Annotated in this window: 22 protein-coding genes; 13 read left to right on the top strand and 9 right to left on the bottom strand. The window is 62.8% G+C overall.

Going from position 1 to position 19,101, the window contains the following annotated elements; genetic code table 11:
* Window positions 1-87 precede the first annotated feature (87 nt).
* From typA to ppa, 3 genes are all read left to right on the top strand, one after another.
* Window positions 88-1,908, top strand: a complete 1,821-nt coding sequence (typA, locus tag K6N12_RS09275) for a translational GTPase TypA (protein ID WP_097624930.1) — start codon at window positions 88-90, stop codon at window positions 1,906-1,908.
* Window positions 1,909-2,106: 198 nt separating this feature from the next.
* On the top strand, window positions 2,107-2,613 hold the full coding sequence (locus K6N12_RS09270; protein ID WP_097624929.1) for a GNAT family N-acetyltransferase: 507 nt from the start codon (window positions 2,107-2,109) through the stop codon (window positions 2,611-2,613).
* Between the two features lie 146 nt (window positions 2,614-2,759).
* Window positions 2,760-3,296, top strand: coding sequence for an inorganic diphosphatase (gene ppa / locus K6N12_RS09265; protein ID WP_012559229.1), 537 nt, complete (start codon window positions 2,760-2,762; stop codon window positions 3,294-3,296).
* A 4-nt stretch (window positions 3,297-3,300) separates the two neighbouring features.
* On the opposite strand, the gene K6N12_RS09260 is transcribed toward ppa, so the two are convergent.
* Window positions 3,301-3,612 (bottom strand): DUF167 domain-containing protein, encoded by a 312-nt coding sequence (locus K6N12_RS09260; protein WP_097624928.1) that lies wholly within the window; start codon window positions 3,610-3,612, stop codon window positions 3,301-3,303.
* On the bottom strand, window positions 3,609-3,899 hold the full coding sequence (locus K6N12_RS09255; protein WP_003543619.1) for a YggT family protein: 291 nt from the start codon (window positions 3,897-3,899) through the stop codon (window positions 3,609-3,611). The genes K6N12_RS09260 and K6N12_RS09255 overlap by 4 nt, the downstream gene beginning before the upstream one ends.
* 139 nt (window positions 3,900-4,038) lie before the next feature.
* Between K6N12_RS09255 and K6N12_RS09250 the strand changes: the two genes are divergently transcribed.
* Window positions 4,039-5,274: an MFS transporter gene (locus tag K6N12_RS09250; RefSeq protein WP_097624927.1), complete on the top strand. Its 1,236-nt coding sequence runs from the start codon at window positions 4,039-4,041 to the stop codon at window positions 5,272-5,274.
* A gap of 22 nt (window positions 5,275-5,296) precedes the next feature.
* Here the strand turns inward: K6N12_RS09250 and K6N12_RS09245 are convergent, their stop codons facing one another.
* From K6N12_RS09245 to hemC, 6 genes are all read right to left on the bottom strand, one after another.
* The gene (locus K6N12_RS09245; protein ID WP_097624926.1) at window positions 5,297-6,052 is read right to left on the bottom strand and encodes a glutamine amidotransferase; all 756 of its coding nucleotides are present in this window, start codon (window positions 6,050-6,052) and stop codon (window positions 5,297-5,299) included.
* Entirely contained in the window at window positions 6,039-6,524 is a 486-nt protein-coding gene (locus K6N12_RS09240; RefSeq protein WP_003589787.1) for a tellurite resistance TerB family protein, read from the bottom strand. Before K6N12_RS09240 ends, K6N12_RS09245 begins: the two co-directional genes overlap by 14 nt.
* A 17-nt stretch (window positions 6,525-6,541) precedes the next feature.
* Complete coding sequence (locus tag K6N12_RS09235; protein ID WP_097624925.1) at window positions 6,542-8,149, bottom strand: heme biosynthesis protein HemY; 1,608 nt, start codon at window positions 8,147-8,149, stop codon at window positions 6,542-6,544.
* 4 nt (window positions 8,150-8,153) lie between these two features.
* Window positions 8,154-9,461 carry a COG4223 family protein gene (locus K6N12_RS09230; protein WP_179867091.1) on the bottom strand — a complete coding sequence of 436 codons (1,308 nt, stop codon included), beginning with the start codon at window positions 9,459-9,461 and terminating at the stop codon, window positions 8,154-8,156.
* A 68-nt stretch (window positions 9,462-9,529) separates the two neighbouring features.
* Window positions 9,530-10,237 carry a uroporphyrinogen-III synthase gene (locus tag K6N12_RS09225; RefSeq protein WP_097624923.1) on the bottom strand — a complete coding sequence of 236 codons (708 nt, stop codon included), beginning with the start codon at window positions 10,235-10,237 and terminating at the stop codon, window positions 9,530-9,532.
* Window positions 10,238-10,244: 7 nt separating this feature from the next.
* Window positions 10,245-11,174: a hydroxymethylbilane synthase gene (gene hemC / locus K6N12_RS09220; RefSeq protein ID WP_131710919.1), complete on the bottom strand. Its 930-nt coding sequence runs from the start codon at window positions 11,172-11,174 to the stop codon at window positions 10,245-10,247.
* 72 nt (window positions 11,175-11,246) lie between these two features.
* Here hemC and tsaD point away from each other — a divergent pair, with 72 nt between their 5' ends.
* Genes tsaD through K6N12_RS09195 form a run of 5 tightly spaced genes read left to right on the top strand, consistent with a single transcriptional unit; the run spans window position 11,247 to window position 14,727 of the window.
* A complete protein-coding gene (tsaD, locus tag K6N12_RS09215; protein ID WP_097624921.1) occupies window positions 11,247-12,344 on the top strand; it encodes a tRNA (adenosine(37)-N6)-threonylcarbamoyltransferase complex transferase subunit TsaD in 1,098 nt (365 codons plus the stop codon).
* On the top strand, window positions 12,341-13,324 hold the full coding sequence (locus K6N12_RS09210; protein ID WP_097624920.1) for an NAD(P)H-dependent glycerol-3-phosphate dehydrogenase: 984 nt from the start codon (window positions 12,341-12,343) through the stop codon (window positions 13,322-13,324). The genes tsaD and K6N12_RS09210 overlap by 4 nt, the downstream gene beginning before the upstream one ends.
* 9 nt (window positions 13,325-13,333) lie before the next feature.
* Complete coding sequence (locus tag K6N12_RS09205) at window positions 13,334-13,627, top strand: YciI-like protein (RefSeq protein WP_097624919.1); 294 nt, start codon at window positions 13,334-13,336, stop codon at window positions 13,625-13,627.
* Between the two features lie 3 nt (window positions 13,628-13,630).
* Window positions 13,631-14,062 (top strand): EVE domain-containing protein, encoded by a 432-nt coding sequence (locus tag K6N12_RS09200; protein ID WP_049733437.1) that lies wholly within the window; start codon window positions 13,631-13,633, stop codon window positions 14,060-14,062.
* Window positions 14,059-14,727 (top strand): class I SAM-dependent methyltransferase, encoded by a 669-nt coding sequence (locus K6N12_RS09195; RefSeq protein ID WP_097624918.1) that lies wholly within the window; start codon window positions 14,059-14,061, stop codon window positions 14,725-14,727. The genes K6N12_RS09200 and K6N12_RS09195 overlap by 4 nt, the downstream gene beginning before the upstream one ends.
* Before the next feature lie 102 nt (window positions 14,728-14,829).
* On the opposite strand, the gene K6N12_RS09190 is transcribed toward K6N12_RS09195, so the two are convergent.
* The gene (locus K6N12_RS09190; protein WP_097624917.1) at window positions 14,830-15,354 is read right to left on the bottom strand and encodes a hypothetical protein; all 525 of its coding nucleotides are present in this window, start codon (window positions 15,352-15,354) and stop codon (window positions 14,830-14,832) included.
* Window positions 15,355-15,666: 312 nt separating this feature from the next.
* Between K6N12_RS09190 and sdhC the strand changes: the two genes are divergently transcribed.
* The 4 genes from sdhC to K6N12_RS09170 are packed head-to-tail and all read left to right on the top strand — an operon-like array spanning window position 15,667 to window position 19,100.
* Window positions 15,667-16,062 carry a succinate dehydrogenase, cytochrome b556 subunit gene (sdhC, locus tag K6N12_RS09185; RefSeq protein WP_012559217.1) on the top strand — a complete coding sequence of 132 codons (396 nt, stop codon included), beginning with the start codon at window positions 15,667-15,669 and terminating at the stop codon, window positions 16,060-16,062.
* 10 nt (window positions 16,063-16,072) lie between these two features.
* Window positions 16,073-16,453, top strand: coding sequence for a succinate dehydrogenase, hydrophobic membrane anchor protein (gene sdhD / locus K6N12_RS09180; protein ID WP_003567272.1), 381 nt, complete (start codon window positions 16,073-16,075; stop codon window positions 16,451-16,453).
* A 7-nt stretch (window positions 16,454-16,460) separates the two neighbouring features.
* Window positions 16,461-18,302, top strand: coding sequence for a succinate dehydrogenase flavoprotein subunit (gene sdhA, locus K6N12_RS09175; RefSeq protein WP_097624916.1), 1,842 nt, complete (start codon window positions 16,461-16,463; stop codon window positions 18,300-18,302).
* An 18-nt stretch (window positions 18,303-18,320) separates the two neighbouring features.
* A complete protein-coding gene (locus K6N12_RS09170; protein ID WP_049733450.1) occupies window positions 18,321-19,100 on the top strand; it encodes a succinate dehydrogenase iron-sulfur subunit in 780 nt (259 codons plus the stop codon).
* Window position 19,101: the final 1 nt, after the last annotated feature.

The following is a 19,101-nucleotide window of genomic DNA, read 5'->3' as shown; positions in this document are numbered from 1 at the left end:
TCGCAAACGCAAAAAAAACTGTATGGACGCCCCAAACCAATAGGCGCGTCCTCAAGAGCGTGCGCCGCAGCCTCAGAGATTTCACATATGGCACTTCGCAATATCGCGATCATCGCGCACGTTGACCATGGCAAGACGACCCTGGTGGATGAGCTTCTCAAGCAGTCCGGCTCGTTCCGCGAAAATCAGCGTGTCGCTGAACGCGTGATGGACTCGAACGATCTCGAAAAAGAACGCGGCATCACCATTCTCGCCAAGGCAACCTCGGTCGAGTGGAAAGGTGTGCGTATCAACATCGTCGATACGCCCGGCCACGCCGACTTCGGCGGTGAGGTCGAGCGCATTCTCTCGATGGTGGACGGCGCGATCGTTCTCGTCGATGCGTCCGAAGGCCCGATGCCGCAGACCAAGTTTGTCGTCGGCAAGGCGCTGAAGGTCGGCCTTCGCCCGATCGTCGCGATCAACAAGATCGACCGTCCGGACGGCCGCCACGAAGAAGTCATCAACGAAGTCTTCGATCTTTTCGCCAATCTCGACGCGACCGACGAGCAGCTCGACTTTCCGATCCTCTACGGTTCGGGCCGCGACGGCTGGATGAACGTCAATCCGGAAGGGCCGAAGGATGAGGGCCTTGCACCGCTTCTCGACCTGGTGCTCAAGCATGTTCCGGAGCCGACGGTCGAAGAAGGCCCGTTCCGGATGATCGGCACGATCCTCGAAGCCAACCCCTTCCTCGGCCGTATCATCACCGGCCGCATCGCATCGGGCTCGATCAAGCCGAACCAAGCCGTCAAGGTTCTCGGCCAGGACGGCAAGCTGATCGAAACCGGCCGCATCTCCAAGATCCTCGCCTTCCGCGGCATCGAGCGCACGGCAATCGACGAAGCCCATGCGGGCGACATCGTCGCGATCGCCGGCCTCTCCAAGGGTACTGTCGCCGATACGTTCTGCGACCCGGCCGTCTCGGAAGCCATGAAGGCCCAGCCGATCGACCCACCGACGGTCACCATGTCCTTCATCGTCAACGACAGCCCGCTGGCGGGCACCGAAGGCGACAAGGTGACCTCACGCGTCATCCGCGACCGTCTCTTCAAGGAAGCCGAAGGCAACGTCGCCCTGAAGATCGAAGAAGCCGAAGGCAAGGATTCGTTCTACGTGTCCGGCCGCGGCGAACTTCAGCTCGCCGTTCTCATCGAAACAATGCGTCGCGAAGGCTTCGAGCTTGCCGTGTCGCGACCGCGCGTCGTCATGCACAAGGATGAAAGCGGACAGCTTCTGGAGCCGATCGAAGAAGTCGTCGTCGACGTCGATGAAGAACATTCCGGTGTCGTCGTCCAGAAGATGTCCGAGCGCAAGGCCGAAATGGTCGAGCTGCGTCCGTCGGGCGGCAATCGCCTCCGCCTGCGTTTCTACGCACCGACCCGCGGCCTGATCGGCTACCAGTCGGAACTGCTGACGGATACGCGCGGCACGGCGATCATGAACCGCCTGTTCCACGACTACCAGCCCTACAAGGGCGTGATCGGTGGCCGCGTCAACGGCGTGCTGCTCGCCAATGCTCCCGGCGAAGCCGTCGCATATGCGATGTTCAACCTGGAAGACCGCGGCCCGATGATCATCGAGCCGGGTGAAAAGGTCTATGCCGGCATGATCATCGGCATCCATACGCGCGACAACGACCTTGAAGTGAATGTCCTGAAGGGCAAGCAGCTGACCAATATCCGCGCCGCCGGCAAGGACGAAGCCGTCAAGCTGACGCCGCCGATCCGCATGACGCTCGATCGTGCGCTTTCCTGGATCCAGGAAGACGAGCTGATGGAAGTGACGCCGAAGAATATTCGCCTGCGCAAGATGTATCTCGACGCAAACGATCGCAAGCGTTTCGAGAAGTCGAAAGCGGCTCTCTGAGAGCTTCAAAGCACCCTTTGAAACCCCGGCCTTCGTGCCGGGGTTTTTTATTGTGCGCCGCGCTGATTCCGACTTGTGACAATCGTTAAAAAAGCGTTAAATTTTATCTGTCGTCCACATATCAAGTCTGTGGGCAATCGATCACGATGCGCTGGCTGCATATGGTTAATTGCCTTCGGCGGGACCAGAGTAAACGTTATGAAGACGTTGTCGATCGATGTTCGGCGGGCCGAACCACACGATGCCCGAGCCATATCGGAAACGCACAGGCTTGCCTGGCAGCACACATACGCAGGCATTATCCCGCATCGGGCGCTGACGCAAATGATCGAACGCCGCGGTGAAAACTGGTGGCGCAAGGCGACGCGTGGACCGGCGACGCTCCTGGTTCTCGATGTCGCGGGAACGGTTGCCGGCTACGCGACGCTCGGTCTCAACCGCGCCCGCGCTTTGCCGCAGGAAGGCGAAATCTACGAGCTCTATCTTCGGCCGGAATATCAGGGCATCGGCCTCGGCCGAATGCTGTTCGGCGAGGCGCGCCGGCTGCTGAAGTCGCTCGGCTGCAACGGGCTGGTCGTCTGGTGCCTCGAGGAAAACGAGAGCGCCGGCCGGTTCTACCGCCATCACGGCGGTGTCGATTTCTGCGAAGGCATGGAAAATTTCGACCACAAGCAGCTGAAGAAAATCGGCTTCATCTGGAACTGACCGGCTAGGTCGGTAATCGCCTGCCCCTCTTCGAAAGTTTCGAGTTCTTTGCGCCGATGCCATCACGCATTGGTGATCTCAAATGTTGCGTTGCGAGATGAAACTGATTATCTGGCTGCGAGAAATTCAACCCCGCGGGAGTTCCTATGCGCATCGACGCCATTTCCATCGGTAATAATCCACCTGAGGACGTCAACGTTATCGTCGAGGTTCCCGTCGGCGGCCATCCCATCAAGTATGAAATGGACAAGGAAGCCGGCACGCTGGTTGTCGATCGTTTCCTCTACACGCCGATGACCTATCCGGGCAATTATGGTTTCGTGCCGCACACGCTGTCTGAAGACGGCGACCCGATCGACGTGCTGATCGCCAGCACCCGTCCGTTGGTTCCGGGCTGCGTCATCAATGTGCGCCCGATCGGCGTCCTGAAGATGGAAGACAATTCCGGCAAGGACGAAAAGATCATCGCCGTGCCGTCGCCGAAGCTGACGCTGCGCTATGAGAAGGTCAAGGACTACACCGACCTTCCCGAGATCACGCTGAAGCAGATCGAGCACTTCTTCGAGCACTACAAGGATCTGGAACCCGGCAAGTGGGTGAAGATCTTCGGCTGGGGCGATTCCAAGGAAGCCGGCCAGCTTATCCTCGAAGCCGTCGAGCGCGCCAAGAAGACGAAGGGCTGATTGTTCAGCCTAAAAGCGTTTCAAGCTTTTTTGCCAAATCCTCCGGGTCGCCGTCGATCCGGAGGATTTTATTGCGCGCAGTGTCGCCGGAGACGAGGCTGATGCTGGATTTGGGGATGCGCAACGATTGGGCGACCAGAAGGATCAGGGCCTTGTTGGCCTTGCCCTTTTCCGGGACGGATGTGACGCGCGCCTTCAGGTGCGTTTCGCCCTCGCCATCCGCCTCGATGCCATCGATCGCGTCACGCCCGCCATTCGGCGTAAGCCGGACGGCGAGGCGGACATGATCATCGAAAAGGCTCCAGGGACGGCTCAAGCGACCAGCGGATACAGCGTTGTCCAAAGCAAGGTGCGCAGGAAGAAAATGATCAGCAGCAGGATGATCGGCGAAATGTCGATGCCGCCAAGGTTCGGCAACCGGCTGCGGATCGGCTTCAGCACCGGTTCGGTGACGTTATACAGGAATGTGCCGACCGAATTGACGAACTGATTGCTGGAGTTGATGACGTTAAAGGCATAGAGCCAGGAAAAAATGGCACTGGCAATCAGGATCCAGGTGTAAATATTCAAAGCCAAATCAATGGTTTGAAACAGCGCAAACATCGTCTTCTCCAATTCGTTGTTGACAGACATGTAGACATTGGCGACTAAACGAGCAAGTGCCGTGTGGGAACGCGCGGTGAATCATGTTTAACGGGCGGCCTTTCAGCTATTCCCGCGCCCGTCTCCTCGGAAAACATCCATGTCGTTTTCGCCCACCGGAGACCGTTTTGCCGCGTTCCGGCATTCGTCCTACACGCGGTTCTTCCTAGCGCGCTTCCTGCTGTCCTTCTCACAGCAGATCGTCAGCGTCGCTGTCGGCTGGCAGATGTACGACCAGACGGGCAAGGCGATCTATCTCGGCCTGATCGGTCTCGTGCAATTCCTGCCGTCGCTGCTGCTCATGCTCGTCACCGGCTCGGTGGCCGACCGGTACAATCGCCGGGCAATCGCCGCCCTCTGCTCGCTGGTGAGTGCGCTCTGCACGCTGGTGCTGCTGATCATGACTGTAATGGGGACTTTCACGCCGCTGCCGGTTTTCGCGGTGCTTCTGATCTTCGGCATCGAACGCGCCTTCATGTCGCCGGCGGTGCAGTCGCTGGCTCCAAATCTGGTGCCGGAGCAGGATCTTTCCAATGCGATCGCCTGGAATTCGTCGTCCTGGCAGCTCGCGGCAATCACCGGGCCGGTGATCGGCGGTCTGCTCTACGGCGTCAGCGCGACGACCGCCTATACGGTGGCGGTGGTCTTTTCCATCCTCGGGGCGGCTCTCCTCTACATGATCCCGAAGCCTGAACAGAAGACGACGGGCGAGGCCAAGAGCTGGGCGATGATCCTCGGCGGTTTCAGTTTCATCCGTGCCGAAAAGGTCGTGCTCGGGGCGATCTCGCTCGATCTCTTCGCCGTTCTGCTTGGCGGCGCGACGGCACTGATGCCGATCTTCGCCCGCGATATCCTGACGCTCGGCCCCTGGGGGCTCGGCCTGCTGCGCGCGGCACCGGGGCTCGGCGCCATCGTCATGGCGATCTTCCTCGCCGCCTATCCGCTCAAACACCGCGCCGGTATCTACATGTTCATCGGTGTTGCCCTGTTCGGTTTGGGAACCATCGTCTTCGGCATCTCGACTAACACCGAGGTCTCGATCGCGGCGCTGGCGCTGATGGGGGCGGCCGACATGGTATCGGTCTATGTGCGCGAGAGCCTGATTGCGCTCTGGACGCCCGATCAGCTGCGCGGCCGCGTCAATGCGGTCAACATGGTCTTCGTCGGCGCTTCGAACGAACTCGGCGAATTCAGGGCGGGCACGATGGCATCGATCTTCGGCGCGGTGCCGGCGGTCGTTATCGGCGGAATCGGGACTTTGGCGGTGGCGGCGATCTGGGCTTCGAGTTTCCCCAAATTGCGCAGGATCGATACGCTCGACGCGCCCAGCACGTGAGATAGGGCGGATACGCAGTCCTTTATGCCGGAAGTGTGATCGAAGAGGCGGCCTTTGCCGGTTTGCCTTCGAAGACGATATCGAGGAATTCGGTCAACCAGGCTTTCAGCGGCGCGTCGAACAGCATGCGGCCTTCGAGGTGTTCGCGGCCCTGCTGGGCGTTCGGCAGGATGAAGCGGTGCGCGCCGTGCACCACCCAGCGATGCATCATCACCCGGGTCAGTTCGGCGTGGAACTGCAGGCCCCAGGCGTTGCCGTCATAGCGGAAGGCCTGGTTCGGATAGGTGTCGCCTTCAGCCAGAAGATCGGCGCCGTGCGGCAGCTCGAAGCCTTCGCGGTGGAAATGATAGACCATCTTCGGCCAATGCATCAGCAGGCGGCCCTTCTCGGTCGGGCGCAGCGGATACCAGCCGATCTCCGTCGAGCCGTCGGCATTCGACTGGACCTTGCCGCCGAGATGACGCACCAGCATCTGCGCGCCGAGACAGATACCGAGATAGGGACGTTTTTCCCGCAAGGGAATGTCGATCCAGCCGATCTCCTTCTTGACGAAGTCGTCAGGATCATTGGCGCTCATCGGCCCGCCGAAGACGACGGCGCCGGCATGGTCTTGAAGCGTCGTCGGCAGCGGTTCGCCGAGAACCGGGCGGCGGATATCGAGACGATAGCCCTTTTCGACGAGCAATTGGCCGACACGGCCGGGGCTCGACCGCTCCTGATGCAGGACGATGAGGATCGGACGCCCGTCGCGGTCCGATTTTTGCTCAGTCGCTATCATCTTGCGCTACCCGGACATCCGTCACCCTGGCGGCCGCTTCCTGCCGCTTCTGGATGCGCTCGCGGGAGGAGACGCCGAGCAGATCGGCGATACGCCAGATCACATGGTCCTCCATTTCGCTGCGTTCGCCATCGGCATAGACGATGTCCCAGAGAATGCCGATCAGCTCCAGCCGTTGCTCGGTATTGAGGTGGCGTTTCAGGTCGGCGGTGAAGCGATAATAATCGACGGCGGTGCTTTCGGCCTCGAGGCCGGCCGCCATCAGGGCATCCAGCTGCTTGCCGTCGAGCGCGTATTGCTCCTTCAACAGCTTGCGCAGCCGCTTCTTCTCGCTGGCTTTGATCTGACCGTCGGCTTCCATGACCTGCATACAGAGGGCGGCCACTGCGATGCGCGGATCGTCAGGGGCAAAACCTTTCTTTGGGTGGTCGGCTGTGAGCTTCTGGAAGAAGGCCTGAAAGCGTTCGAACATGCGGTTTTCGTTCCATTTCAGAAAAGGCGGAGCCGCGTCTTGGGTTCCGGGTCCACCCTGGGGTCGCGAACGCCGGGATCATCCGGCAGGCCGCCAAAGAAAGGTTTCGCTTCGCCCGGTGCAGGCGCTTTGCCGCTGGCGGGTTCGACGGGCTTCGGTTTTGCCGGCGCCGGCGTCGGGCGCACAGCCTCGGCGATCGTCGCGGCGCGTTCCAGTTCGATGATCCGATGGTCGTTGACCGGGCTTTCCGGCCTGACGTCGCGCAGCGGCGGCAAGGTCTTCAGGGCGGTTTCGATCGAGGCAGGCGTCGAACCGTCTTCGAGCGGACCCTCGATCTGGCCGAAGGGCGCCTTCCATTCGAAGGCGTCGAGGTGGCCGGTCACCGGCGATACCGGCAGCCATTTGTCCGACACGAAACCATCAGCGACCCAGGCCGGATCGCGCGGTGCCTTGAGTGCCTGGGCCAGCCAGTGGCGCACGCGGCCCTGGTCTCCGGTTTCGGCCTCTTCGATGTCGGCCAAAAGCAGGAAGGCGGCTTCGCGCGGCTGCATGCGGGCTGCCGCTTCCGCCTTGGCGCGGGCCTTGGCGAATTCCTGCGCGTCGAGTGCGGCCTGGGCGACGACGAGAAGGGATTCGACGTTGTTCGGGCGCAGCGCCTCCAGCCGTTCGGCGCGCTTCAGCCGGTCGAGCGTGGAATCGCCGCTGCGGGCCCTGACATAGGCCTGGCCGATTTCGGGATGCGGTGTCGATTTCCATGCCTGTTCGAGGATTGAGGCGGCCCTGCGCACCCCGCCTTCGCGAAACAACGCCTTCGCGGCAATGAGGGCTGCCGGAATGAAATCGGCGGCGAGCTTCAGCGCCTGTTGCGCGTCGTCGCGGGCACCCGTCGGGTTGCCTTCCAGCTTTTCGCCGGCGCGCGCCGTCAAGAGGACCGCGTGCAGACGGTTGGCGTCGCCCTTTTCGACGACACGGGCGGCCTTTTGCTGTTCGAGCAGCCGGATCGCATCGTCCCATCGGCCGGCCTGGCTGCGATATTCGAGCGTCGCCTGTGCGGCCCAGGGCAGATAAGGCGCATTGTCTGCAGCCTTCTCGGCATATTGACGGGCGGCCTCGTTGGCCCCGAGGCGGCGGGCCTCCAGATAAAGGCCGCGCAGACCGAGTTCGCGTGTCTCGGGATCGTTGGCCATCGCCTCGAATTTGGCGCGCGCCTCGTCATGGCGGCCTTCGATCAGGGCCGCCTGGGCCTCGAGCAGGTTGATCAGCGGCTCCTGATCGGCGCGGATAAGGCCGCGCGAGCGGGCGGCCATCTTGCGGGCGAGCAGCGCGTTGCCGGCGCCGGCGGCGATCAGGCCGGTCGACAACGCCTGATAACCGCGGTCGCGCTTGCGGGCACGGAAATACCGCGTCACCGAATGCGGCGAGGTCCAGACCAGGCGGATGAACCACCAGACGATCATCACGGCGGCGATAAGAGCGATGATCGCGCTGACCGCGACGATTAGCTTGGTCTGGTAGATCTGACCCTCCCAGATCAGCGAGAGGTCGCCTGGACGATCGGCGAACCAGGAGAAGCCATAGGCGAGAAGCAGCACGAAGAGGGCAAAGAGGACAAGGCGGATCAGCATGGTCTCATCCCTCCTTGCCGGTGCCGGAAACGGCTTTCGACAGCGCCCCGCCGACCAGTTCCTCGACGCGGATACGCGCCTCGAGCGATTGCTTGAAGGCGGCGGACGCCTGCTTGCCGGGAGCCGGCAGATTGTTCCATTCGGCGGAAGCAGCTGGCAGATCGCCGCTCTTCACTTTGTCCTCCATGCGGGCGGCGATGGCTTCGACGCTGTCGCCCTCGATATTGCCGACGGGACGGACTGATACCAGCGACTTGGCGCTCGACATCAACCGGTCCGACCAGCTCTCGTTCGGATCCGGCTGGTTGACGGCTTCTATGATCGCCGTGGCAACATCTGGAACTTGACGCATGAGTTCCGCGCGCGAGGGAATGCCGGTCTCGGCAAAGGCTCGGAGGTCGGCAACGGCGGGATCGTCAGGGGCGACGCCGGCGAAAGTATCGAGTTCGGCCAGGAACGGCCCACCGCGATCGATCGCCGCCTTGAGGGCGGCCGCCGCGATTGCCCGGGCGACGGCAACATCCTCGCGCGGCTCGTTCAGTTTCTTCTCAGCCTCGTCGAGACGCTTGGCGATATCGGCGCCGCTCGTCGTCTGGTGCTCGGAAGACTGGGCGAGCGTGGCGCGCAGCTGGTCGACCTGGCCGGTCAGCTCGGCAATCTTCTGGTTGAGTGCCTCGACATTTGCCGAATCGGCCGGTGCGGCGGCTGCGGGCGCCTTGGCAGTCGTTTCCAGCGCGGCGATGCGCTTTTCAAGCGCGCCGTCATCTGTACTCGCTGGATTGGCGGCAAGATTCGCGAGCGTCTGCTTCAAGCCATCGATCTCCCCGGAAAGATCGGCGATGTCAGGCGATGTCGCCTGCGGCTCGGAGGAACCCGGGAGATAGCCGGCATATTGAATGGCGCCGGCGCCAAGCAGCGCCACCAGGCCGCCGAAGATGCCGGCGGCGATCAGGCCGGAGGTGGCGGCGCGGCGCGGCTGCTCGGGAGGAGGCGCGAAGGCAGGCTCCGGGGCTGCCGGTTCCTCCTCCGGAACGTCCGTTGCAGGCTGGTCCTCTTGTTCGGCTTGTTCGTGTTCGGGTTGCTCCTGCTCGGCCCGTCCCTGTTCGAACTGCGGCGCAGCCTCGGTTTCGGGCGTCACGCCGGCATCGGCGGAGCTGTTGTCGGCGTTGCCGACATCATTCTCAACCGGCTTTTCGGTATCGGCTGCAGAGGCGAAATCCTGTGCTTCGAGGTCGATCGTGACCGGCTCGTCGGCGCTCTTCGAATGGCGTGGCGGGTTTCCCGATACCATGAGGTCCTCTTTATCCTGCATTGCAACGAAACTAGACAGTGATGCCAATTAAGGGAAGAGGTTAGATCAAATTTGGGCGGCTAAAGCATTCAAAGCAGCGACAAAAGACTTTTCTCATCCGGCATCGGCGCAATCGCCGCATTTTTTTTCAGCGCCGCCGGGACAGCCTGCGCGACGGCCTCGCTGAGGCAGAGAAGGCGGATTCCGCTTCCTACCGACAGGGCCGAGCGAAGTTCCGCCACGCCAAAAAAATCGTCAGCTGTCTGCCGGGAATAGAAGAGAACGGCCTGCGGCGGCGTGCCTGCGAAGATAGCCTCGATCTCGGCCGGGCCAGGGGCGACAGGCTGCATGCGGTAACATTCGGCGACGGAAAAGCCGATGCCGAGCTGGCGCAATCCGGCTTCGAACGTTTCCGCACGCGGCGTGCCGGCAAGGTAGAGCAGGCCGTCTGCCGCCTGCGCGGCGACGAGCTCAGCGAGATTGCGGCCGTTGCCGCTAGAGGACGCGACCGATCGGAAGCCGAGGCCGCGCGCTGCCTTGGCCGTTGTCTCTCCAACCGCGAAAAGCGGGCGGGCAAGATGCGGACGGAGTTGTTCGCCGAGAACGGAGATGACCCTGACGGCTTCGGCGCTGGTCACGGCGATCGCGCCGCTGGTTCTTGCAAGCGCGGCTGCGGCTGCGGCGCTGTCGTGCGCCGGCTGGCGTATTGGCAGCAGCAGCGGCTCGTGGCCCATGTCGCGCAGACGTTGTGCGGTTTTCTCAGCCGAATGCGCGGGGCGGGTGACGAGCACGCGCATGGCCGCGTCAGTGCCAGTCGTCGAAAAAGGCGCTGCCGGCCCTTGCGCGCACGTCCTGGCCGGCGCGGGTGCCGAGTGCGGCCGCATCGCGGCGGTGGCCGTCGGTCGTCACCGCATGCTGGCTGCGGCCGTCGGGGGTGATGATGAGGCCGGAGAAGCGGATCAGATCGCCTTCGCAGACGGCATAACCGCCGATCGGCGTGCGGCAGGAGCCGTCGAGCGCGGCGAGGAAGGCGCGTTCGCAGGAGACGGTGTCGAAGGTCGCGGCATCGTTGACCGGCGCCAACAGATCGTCGATCTGAGTGTCGCCGATACGGCTTTCGAGGCAGATCGCCCCCTGCGCCGGCGCCGGCGGGAAGGTGTCGGGGTCGAGAATATCTGTGAGAACCTCGACCTTGCCCAGGCGTTTCAGGCCAGCAAGCGCCAGCAAGGTCGCGTCGACCTGGCCCTCTTCGAGCTTGCGCAGGCGTGTTTCCACCAGGCCGCGGAAGGTCACGACATTGATATCCGGCCGCATGCGGCGGATCAGCGCCTGGCGGCGTAGCGACGACGAGCCGACGGTAGCGCCATGCGGCAGGTCGATCAGTTTGGGCGCGGTGCGGCCGATGACGGCGTCGCGGATATCTTCGCGCGGCAGATAGGCAGAGAGATAGAGGCCTTCGGGCAGTGTCGTCGGCATGTCCTTGGCGGAGTGCACGGCGAAATCCAGCTCGCCGGATACAAGCTGCTGTTCGAGCTCCTCGGTGAAAAGGCCCTTGCCGCCGATCTCGGCCAGCGACCGGTCGGTGATGCGGTCGCCCTTGGTCGTCAGCACGACGATCTCGAACATCTCCTCGGGCAGATGATGCGCCGCCATCAGCCTGTCGCGGGCCTCATGCGCCTGGGCAAGCGCCAGCGGGCTGCCCCGCGTGCCGATCCGGAAAGGTTTTGTTTGCATCCGCTCAGTTCCGTTGTTACCGGAGTTCTCGTAAACGGGTTTCCATCCCATCGCAATCAACGAACAGGCCTCATGGTTCCCTTTCTGCGCATCCTTGGCATCGAAACGAGCTGCGACGAGACCGCGGCGGCGGTCGTCGAGCGCGATGCGGAGGGAAATGCCAACGTGCTCTCCGACGTGGTGCTGTCCCAGCTCGACGAGCATAGCGCTTATGGCGGCGTGGTGCCCGAGATTGCGGCGCGCGCCCATGTCGAGGCGCTGGACGAGCTGATCGAGGAGGCGCTGGACCGCGCCAATGTGTCGCTTGATGAAGTCGACGCCATCGCGGCGACGTCCGGGCCGGGGCTGATCGGCGGGCTGCTGGTCGGATTGATGACCGGCAAGGCGATCGCGAGGGCCGCCGGCAAACCGCTCTATGCGGTCAACCATCTCGAAGGCCATGCGCTGACGGCGCGGCTGACCGACGGACTTGCCTTTCCCTATCTGATGCTGCTCGTCTCCGGCGGCCATACCCAGCTTATCCTGGTGCGCGGCGTCGGCGAGTATCAGCGCTGGGGCACGACGATCGACGATGCGCTCGGCGAGGCTTTCGACAAGACGGCAAAGCTGCTCGGTCTGCCCTATCCCGGCGGTCCGGCGGTGGAACGGATGGCGCGGGACGGCAATCCCGACCGCTTCGCCTTTCCGCGGCCGCTGGTCGGCGAGGCGCGGCTCGATTTCTCCTTCTCCGGCTTGAAGACGGCGGTGCGGCAGGCGGCACAGGATATCGCCCCGCTCAGCGATCAGGATGTGGCCGATATCTGCGCCTCGTTCCAGAAAGCGATTTCGCGGACGTTGAAGGATCGCATCGGCCGCGGCTTGCAGCGGTTCAAGACGGAATTTGCTGCGATCGATGAGAAGCCCGCTCTCGTCGTTGCCGGCGGTGTCGCCGCCAATCTCGAACTGCGCGGCACGCTGCAGGCGCTCTGTGATAAAAATGGCTTCCGCTTCATTGCGCCGCCGCTGCACCTCTGCACCGACAATGCGGTGATGATCGCCTGGGCGGGACTGGAGCGCATGGCGACGGGCGTTGCGCCGGATTCGCTCGACGTCCAGCCGCGTTCGCGCTGGCCGCTCGATTCCAATGCGGAAACGCTGATCGGTTTCGGCAAGAGAGGGGCCAAGGCATGAGCGAAAATATCGCCGTCGTCGGATCGGGAGCTTTCGGAACGGCGCTCGCCGCCGTCATCGCCCTTGCCGGCCGCAGCGCGGTGACGCTTGTCGGGCGCAATCCGTCGCTGATTTCAGATCTGAAGGCCGAACGGCTGCATGACGCGGTGCTGCCTGGCATATCTCTTCCCGATACGCTGGAATTTGCCGCCGAGCCGGAGGCAATCGCCGGCGCCTCCATCGTGCTTTTTGCCATGCCGTCGCAGGCGCAGGCCGATGCGGCCCGGCAATACGGCCCCTATCTCGCCAAGGATGCCATCGTCGTCACCTGCGCCAAGGGCATCGAGCGGGCGACCGGTAATCTTCTGACCGACATGCTGGAACGGGAACTGCCGGACCATGCCGTCGCCGTGCTTTCCGGCCCGGGTTTTGCCGCCGATATCGCCAAGGGCCTGCCGACCGCGATGGCGATTGCGGCTGAGGATATGCAGATCGCCGAGCGGCTCGCCCAGGCGATATCAGGCCGGACCTTCCGGCTTTATGCCTCCAGCGACCGCATCGGCGTGCAGCTCGGCGGCGCATTGAAGAATGTGCTGGCGATCGCCTGCGGCATCGTCGAAGGCGGCGGCATCGGCGATTCCGCCCGTGCGGCGCTGATTGCGCGTGGGCTTGCGGAAATGTCGCGCTTCGTCGTCGCCAAGGGCGGTCAGGCCGATACGGTGCGCGGGCTTTCCGGTCTCGGCGATCTGGTGCTGACGGCAACCAGCCATCAATCGCGAAACCTTCGCTTCGGCATCGCGCTCGGGCGCGGCGAAAAGGTCGATCCGCTGCAGGGCGCGCTGGTGGAAGGCGCGCTTGCCGCCTCCGTCGCCTCGCGGCTTGCCGCGGAGCTTGCAGTCAGCATGCCGATCACCGACGCCGTTTCCGCCATCATCGACGGCAGGCTCGACATAGCAGAAGCGATCGAGCAGCTGATGACGCGCCCCATTACCACCGAATAGGAGACAGACATGCTTTTCGCCCTTCTCTGCAAGGACAAGCCGGGCCATCTGAAAGTGCGCATGGAAACACGGCCGCCTCATCTTGAGTATCTGAACGGGCTGAACGCCGAGGGCACGCTGAAGATCGCCGGCCCGTTTCTCGATGATGAGGGTAAGGCCTGCGGCAGCCTGATTATCGTCGAAGCTGAGACAAAGGAGGCGGCGCGGGCGCTTGCCGATGCCGACCCTTATGCCAAGGCCGGCTTGTTCGAAAGCGTCGAGGTGAAGGCCTACAACTGGGTATTCAACAAGCCGGAGGCGTGAGGCATGGCGCACTGGCTCTATAAATCAGAACCTGCCTCCTGGTCCTGGGAGCAGCAGAAGGCCGCCGGCGAAAAGGGCACGGAATGGACCGGCGTTCGCAACTATCTGGCGCGCAACAACATGCGGGCGATGCAGATCGGCGACAAGGGCTTCTTCTACCACTCCAATGACGGGCTGGAGATTGTCGGGATCGTCGAAGTCTCAGCCCTGTCGCAGCCCGATTCCACCGCCAAGGGCGATCCGAAGTGGGATTGCGTCCACATTCGCGCCGTCATGGACATGCCGAAGCCGGTGACGTTGAAGGACGTCAAGGCGAGCGAGAAGCTTGCCAAGATGTCGCTCGTCACCTCCATGCGGCTTTCCGTGCAGCCGGTGACGGATGACGAATGGGCCGAAGTCTGCCGCATGGGCGGGCTGGACAATCCGCCGCGTTGAAGACCGATCCGGAAGCCTTCATCCGCGCCAATACCAGCGTGATGGCGCCGCCGCATGTGCCGGAGATCTCGCTGCATCTGGCCAGCGAAGCGCATGAGCTCTGGCTGAAGACGGAGGAGGAGCTGGAGGCGACCGGCCTGCCGCCGCCCTTCTGGGCTTTTGCCTGGGCGGGCGGCCAGGGACTGGCGCGCTACGTCCTCGATCATCCGGAGATGGTGCGCGGCAAGCGCGTGCTGGATTTCGCCAGCGGTTGCGGCCTCGTCGGCATTGCGGCTGCGATGGCCGGTGCCCTGGAGGTAACGGCCGCCGATATCGATCCCTGGACGGAGAGCGCGATCCGGTTGAATGCCGAGACCAATGGCGTTGCGCTGGGGTTTAACGGCACCGATCTGATCGGCAAACCCGTCGATGCGGATATCGTGCTTGCCGGCGACGTCTTCTACGACCGCGCGTTTGCCGATGCGCTCATTCCCTGGCTGTCGCGGCTGGCGGTGGAGGGCAAGCTGGTTCTGGTCGGCGATCCCGGCCGCAGCTACCTGCCTCGGGACCGGCTGGAATTCTGCGCGGTTTACGAGGTGCCGGTGACGCGGGCGCTCGAAGACAGCGAAATCAAGAAGACGACGGTGTGGCGGTTCGGTCCCGGCTCAGCCGAATCCAGAGTATGATGCCGAAAAGTGTGAGCGGTTTTCGGGCGATATCATGCTCTAACCCTTTAATTTAGAACAGGATTCAGATTTTAGGCCGACAGGGCCTAAAATCATCGTGTTCTAAGGCCGGATGACGCAGACATTGGCCTCGTAGGTGCAAGGGTCGTCCTGGACGGCGACGTCGATGACCTTTGCCTTCGGGGCCAGCGGCTCGGGCCGCGGCGCGGGATAGAAACCGTAGCCGGCGCCGCCGACATAGGTTCCGCCATCGACCTGATAGACATAGGAAGAGCCGGCATAGTTATCGCCGCCGTCCTCAACCCGTGCCTGAGGCAAGACGACGATGAGGCTGCCGCGGGTCACCCGATCTGTTGCCGCCGACGAAAACTGCTTCAAGAACGGCATCCGCTCTCTGCCGTGCCGGCGGCCATAGCTGTTGTCGAAACGGATGCCGCGATCGCGCCAGCTTGCCCGTTCGCCGAGAAACAATCCGTTGTGAAGGGCGTGGCGATGGGCAAGGAAGCGTTGATCGGGAAAGCGACGGTCGGTGAAGCGATGATCAACACGGCGCTCGCCGGCAGCGGCGGGCAGTGCGGCAAGCGCGGCGAGTGCAAGCAGGGTGACTGCGCATAGACTGCGAAACATGGACGCCGGCCTCCGGAATTCCGATCGTTAACAAATCGTTAACGCCAGATTGCGCCAAAAGCGGCAGCTTGTCCATGCAGCTCGGGAGAACGGCCCAATTATTGAGCCGGAAACACCAGTTTCGTTAGCCTGCAAATTTCGTGGTAACCCCAATCGATTAAATTAAGGCAAGACAGCGATTGTGCTTGTCGTCGGCGTTTCCGGTGATTAAACGTCGCAATTGATGCAACGCACACAGAGAATACGTCATCGTGTGGTTGACTGAGCATGCTCCGAAATCCGGGAGCGCAGAGAAGCCGCCGCGAGGTTCTGATGGCGAACGTGACAAATAACCGGCCCCTGTCGCCGCATTTGCAAATCTACAAACCTATTCCCACCATGGTCATGTCCATCGTCCACCGCATTACCGGTGGCGCGCTGTATGTCGGGACGCTGCTCGTCGCCTGGTGGCTGATCGCAGCGGCAAGCGGCCAAGGCTCCTACGACTGGGCCAACTGGGTGCTCGGCAGCCTTCTCGGCAAGCTCGTGCTGCTCGGCTATACCTGGGCGCTGCTGCACCACATGCTCGGCGGCTTCCGCCACTTCATGTGGGATCTCGGCTACGGCTTCGGGAAGGAATTCTCGACCAAGCTCGCCATTGCCAACATCATCGGGTCGCTCTGTCTGACCGTGCTGGTCTGGGTGATCGGCTTCCTCATTCGCTTCTGAAGGTCCTCTCATGGATATGCGCACCCCCCTCGGCAAGGTTCGCGGGCTCGGCTCCGCCAAGGACGGCACGGACCATTTCTGGCGCCAGCGTCTGACGGCCGTCGCCAATGTTCCACTCATCCTTTTCTTCCTCTTCTTCATGATCGCCTATGCAGGCGCGCCGTATGCGGATGTGGTTCGCGCCTTGTCGAACCCCTTCGTCGCGGTCGTCATGGGACTTATGGTGATTTCAGGCGTCATCCACATGAAGCTCGGCATGCAGGTGATCATCGAGGATTACGTGCACGGCGAGTTCGGCAAGATCGCTCTTCTGATGCTGAACACCTTCTTTGCGATCCTGATCGCCGGCCTCTGTCTCTTCGCCATTCTGAAAATCGCATTCGTAGGATAAGCTCGATATGGCACCGACTTCACCCGCCCAGAACGGCAAGGCCTACAAATATGTCGATCACTCCTACGACGTGATCGTCGTCGGCGCCGGCGGCGCCGGCTTGCGCGCCACGCTGGGGATGGCCGAGCAGGGTTTCCGCACGGCCTGCATCACCAAGGTGTTCCCGACCCGCTCGCACACGGTCGCGGCGCAGGGCGGGATTGCCGCCTCGCTGCGCAACATGACGCCCGACAGCTGGCAGTGGCATCTCTACGACACCGTCAAGGGGTCCGACTGGCTCGGCGACGTCGACGCCATGCAGTATCTGACCATGGAAGCGCCGAAGGCGGTCTATGAGCTCGAGCATTACGGCGTGCCGTTCTCGCGCAACGAGGAAGGCAAGATCTACCAGCGCCCGTTTGGCGGCCATATGCAGAATTACGGCGAAGGCCCGCCGGTGCAGCGCACCTGCGCCGTTGCCGACCGCACCGGCCACGCCATCCTGCACACGCTCTACGGCCAGTCGCTGCGCCACAACGCCGAATTCTTCATCGAGTATTTCGCGCTCGACCTGATCATGTCGGAAGACGGCAGCCGCTGCACCGGCGTTGTCGCCTGGTGCCTCGATGACGGCACGATCCATCGCTTCGCTGCCAAGATGGTGGTGCTGGCGACCGGCGGCTACGGCCGCGCCTATTTCTCGGCAACCTCAGCCCATACCTGCACCGGCGACGGCGGCGGCATGGTGGCGCGCGCGGGCCTGCCGTTGCAGGACATGGAATTCGTGCAGTTCCACCCGACCGGCATCTACGGTTCGGGCTGTCTGATCACCGAAGGCGCACGCGGCGAAGGCGGTTATCTGGTCAACTCCGAGGGCGAACGCTTCATGGAGCGCTACGCGCCGTCGGCCAAGGACCTTGCCTCGCGTGACGTCGTTTCGCGCTGCATGACGCTGGAGATCCGCGAAGGCCGCGGCGTCGGCAAGAACAAGGACCACATCTTCCTGCATCTCGACCATCTCGATCCGGCCGTGCTGCACGAGCGGCTGCCGGGGATCTCCGAGAGCGCCAAGATCTTTGCCGGCGTCGACGTCACCCGCGAGCCGATCCCGGTCCTGCCGACGGTTCATTACAATATGGGCGGCATTCCCACCAATTATTGGGGCGAGGTGCTGAACGCCGACGGCGCCAATCCGGAACGGATCATCCCCGGGCTGATGGCCGTCGGTGAAGCCGGCTGCGCGTCGGTGCACGGCGCCAACCGCCTCGGCTCCAACTCGCTGATCGACCTCGTGGTCTTCGGCCGCGCCGCGGCGATCCGCGCCGGCGAAGTGATCGACCGCGCCGCGCCGATCCCACATCTCAATGTCGCAGCCTGCGACAAGATCATGGACCGTTTCGACGGGCTGCGCCACGCCAGCGGCGCCACGCCAACGGCGGAACTGCGCGAGAAAATGCAGCGCGCCATGCAGGAAGACGCGGCCGTCTTCCGCACCCAGGAATCGCTGGAATCCGGCTGCCGGCGCATCTCGGCGATCTGGCAGGAAATGCGTGATATCAAGGTTACCGACCGCTCGATGATCTGGAACTCGGATCTTGTGGAGACGCTGGAGCTGCAGAACCTCATGGCCAACGCCATCACGACGATCTACGGCGCCGAGGCCCGCAAGGAGAGCCGCGGTTCGCATGCCCGCGAGGATTATACCGAGGGTGCATTTGCCGGCCGCGACGACGTCAATTGGCGCAAGCACACGCTCGCCTGGGTCGGCGAAGCAGGCGACGTCAAGCTCGACTACCGCCCGGTTCACACCCAGCTGATCGCCGAAGGCATCGATCCGTACAAGATCGAGCCGAAGGCTCGCGTGTACTGATCTCAAGAGGAACCGGATATGGTTGAACTCGCTCTCCCCAAGAATTCTCAGATGCGCGAAGGCAAGGTCTGGCCGAAGCCGGCGGGTGCGACAAACACCCGCGAATTCCGCGTATACCGCTGGAGCCCGGATGACGGGCAGAACCCGTCGATCGATACCTTCTACATCGATGTCGACGATTGTGGCCCGATGGTGCTCGACGGCCTGCTGTACATCAAGAACAAGATCGACCCGACGCTGACGCTGCGCCGGTCCTGTCGCGAGGGCATCTGCGGCTCCTGCGCGATGAATATCGACGGTACGAACACGCTTGCCTGCACCAAGGGCCTCGACGATATCACCGGCGCGGTGAAGATCTATCCGCTGCCGCATTTGCCTGTCGTCAAGGATCTGGTGCCTGACCTCACCAACTTCTACGCCCAGCATCGTTCGATCGAGCCCTGGCTGAAGACGGTATCGCCGGCGCCCGCCAAGGAATGGAAGCAGAGCCATGAGGACCGGCAGAAGCTCGACGGTCTTTATGAATGCATCCTCTGCGCCTGCTGCTCGACCTCCTGTCCGAGCTATTGGTGGAACGGCGACCGCTATCTCGGTCCGGCCGTTCTGCTGCAGGCCTATCGCTGGCTGATCGACTCCAGAGACGAGGCCACCGGCGAACGTCTCGACAACCTCGAGGATCCGTTCCGCCTGTATCGCTGCCACACGATCATGAATTGCGCGCAGACCTGCCCGAAGGGTCTCAACCCGGCCAAGGCGATCGCCGAAATCAAGAAGATGATGGTCGAGCGCCGGGTCTGAT

It is taken from the genome of Rhizobium redzepovicii, from assembly GCF_019793435.1.
Taxonomy (GTDB): Bacteria; Pseudomonadota; Alphaproteobacteria; order Rhizobiales; family Rhizobiaceae; genus Rhizobium; species Rhizobium redzepovicii.
The sequence above is the reverse complement of the archived record's forward strand: the minus strand, read 5'-3'. Positions and strand labels throughout refer to the sequence as shown.

Excerpts from the sequence above, each read along its gene's own strand:
- K6N12_RS09245 (WP_097624926.1), bottom strand. The coding sequence starts at position 6,052 with ATGATAGCGACTGAGCAAAAATCGGACCGCGACGGGCGTCCGATCCTC.
- sdhD (WP_003567272.1), top strand. The coding sequence starts at position 16,073 with ATGGATATGCGCACCCCCCTCGGCAAGGTTCGCGGGCTCGGCTCCGCC.
- K6N12_RS09205 (WP_097624919.1), top strand. The coding sequence starts at position 13,334 with ATGCTTTTCGCCCTTCTCTGCAAGGACAAGCCGGGCCATCTGAAAGTG.
- K6N12_RS09230 (WP_179867091.1), bottom strand. The coding sequence starts at position 9,461 with ATGCAGGATAAAGAGGACCTCATGGTATCGGGAAACCCGCCACGCCAT.
- K6N12_RS09250 (WP_097624927.1), top strand. The coding sequence starts at position 4,039 with ATGTCGTTTTCGCCCACCGGAGACCGTTTTGCCGCGTTCCGGCATTCG.
- K6N12_RS09255 (WP_003543619.1), bottom strand. The coding sequence starts at position 3,899 with ATGTTTGCGCTGTTTCAAACCATTGATTTGGCTTTGAATATTTACACC.
- hemC (WP_131710919.1), bottom strand. The coding sequence starts at position 11,174 with ATGCAAACAAAACCTTTCCGGATCGGCACGCGGGGCAGCCCGCTGGCG.
- sdhA (WP_097624916.1), top strand. The coding sequence starts at position 16,461 with ATGGCACCGACTTCACCCGCCCAGAACGGCAAGGCCTACAAATATGTC.
- K6N12_RS09225 (WP_097624923.1), bottom strand. The coding sequence starts at position 10,237 with ATGCGCGTGCTCGTCACCCGCCCCGCGCATTCGGCTGAGAAAACCGCA.
- K6N12_RS09200 (WP_049733437.1), top strand. The coding sequence starts at position 13,631 with ATGGCGCACTGGCTCTATAAATCAGAACCTGCCTCCTGGTCCTGGGAG.
- K6N12_RS09270 (WP_097624929.1), top strand. The coding sequence starts at position 2,107 with ATGAAGACGTTGTCGATCGATGTTCGGCGGGCCGAACCACACGATGCC.
- K6N12_RS09235 (WP_097624925.1), bottom strand. The coding sequence starts at position 8,149 with ATGCTGATCCGCCTTGTCCTCTTTGCCCTCTTCGTGCTGCTTCTCGCC.
- tsaD (WP_097624921.1), top strand. The coding sequence starts at position 11,247 with ATGGTTCCCTTTCTGCGCATCCTTGGCATCGAAACGAGCTGCGACGAG.
- sdhC (WP_012559217.1), top strand. The coding sequence starts at position 15,667 with ATGGCGAACGTGACAAATAACCGGCCCCTGTCGCCGCATTTGCAAATC.
- K6N12_RS09170 (WP_049733450.1), top strand. The coding sequence starts at position 18,321 with ATGGTTGAACTCGCTCTCCCCAAGAATTCTCAGATGCGCGAAGGCAAG.
- K6N12_RS09190 (WP_097624917.1), bottom strand. The coding sequence starts at position 15,354 with ATGTTTCGCAGTCTATGCGCAGTCACCCTGCTTGCACTCGCCGCGCTT.
- K6N12_RS09210 (WP_097624920.1), top strand. The coding sequence starts at position 12,341 with ATGAGCGAAAATATCGCCGTCGTCGGATCGGGAGCTTTCGGAACGGCG.
- typA (WP_097624930.1), top strand. The coding sequence starts at position 88 with ATGGCACTTCGCAATATCGCGATCATCGCGCACGTTGACCATGGCAAG.
- ppa (WP_012559229.1), top strand. The coding sequence starts at position 2,760 with ATGCGCATCGACGCCATTTCCATCGGTAATAATCCACCTGAGGACGTC.
- K6N12_RS09240 (WP_003589787.1), bottom strand. The coding sequence starts at position 6,524 with ATGTTCGAACGCTTTCAGGCCTTCTTCCAGAAGCTCACAGCCGACCAC.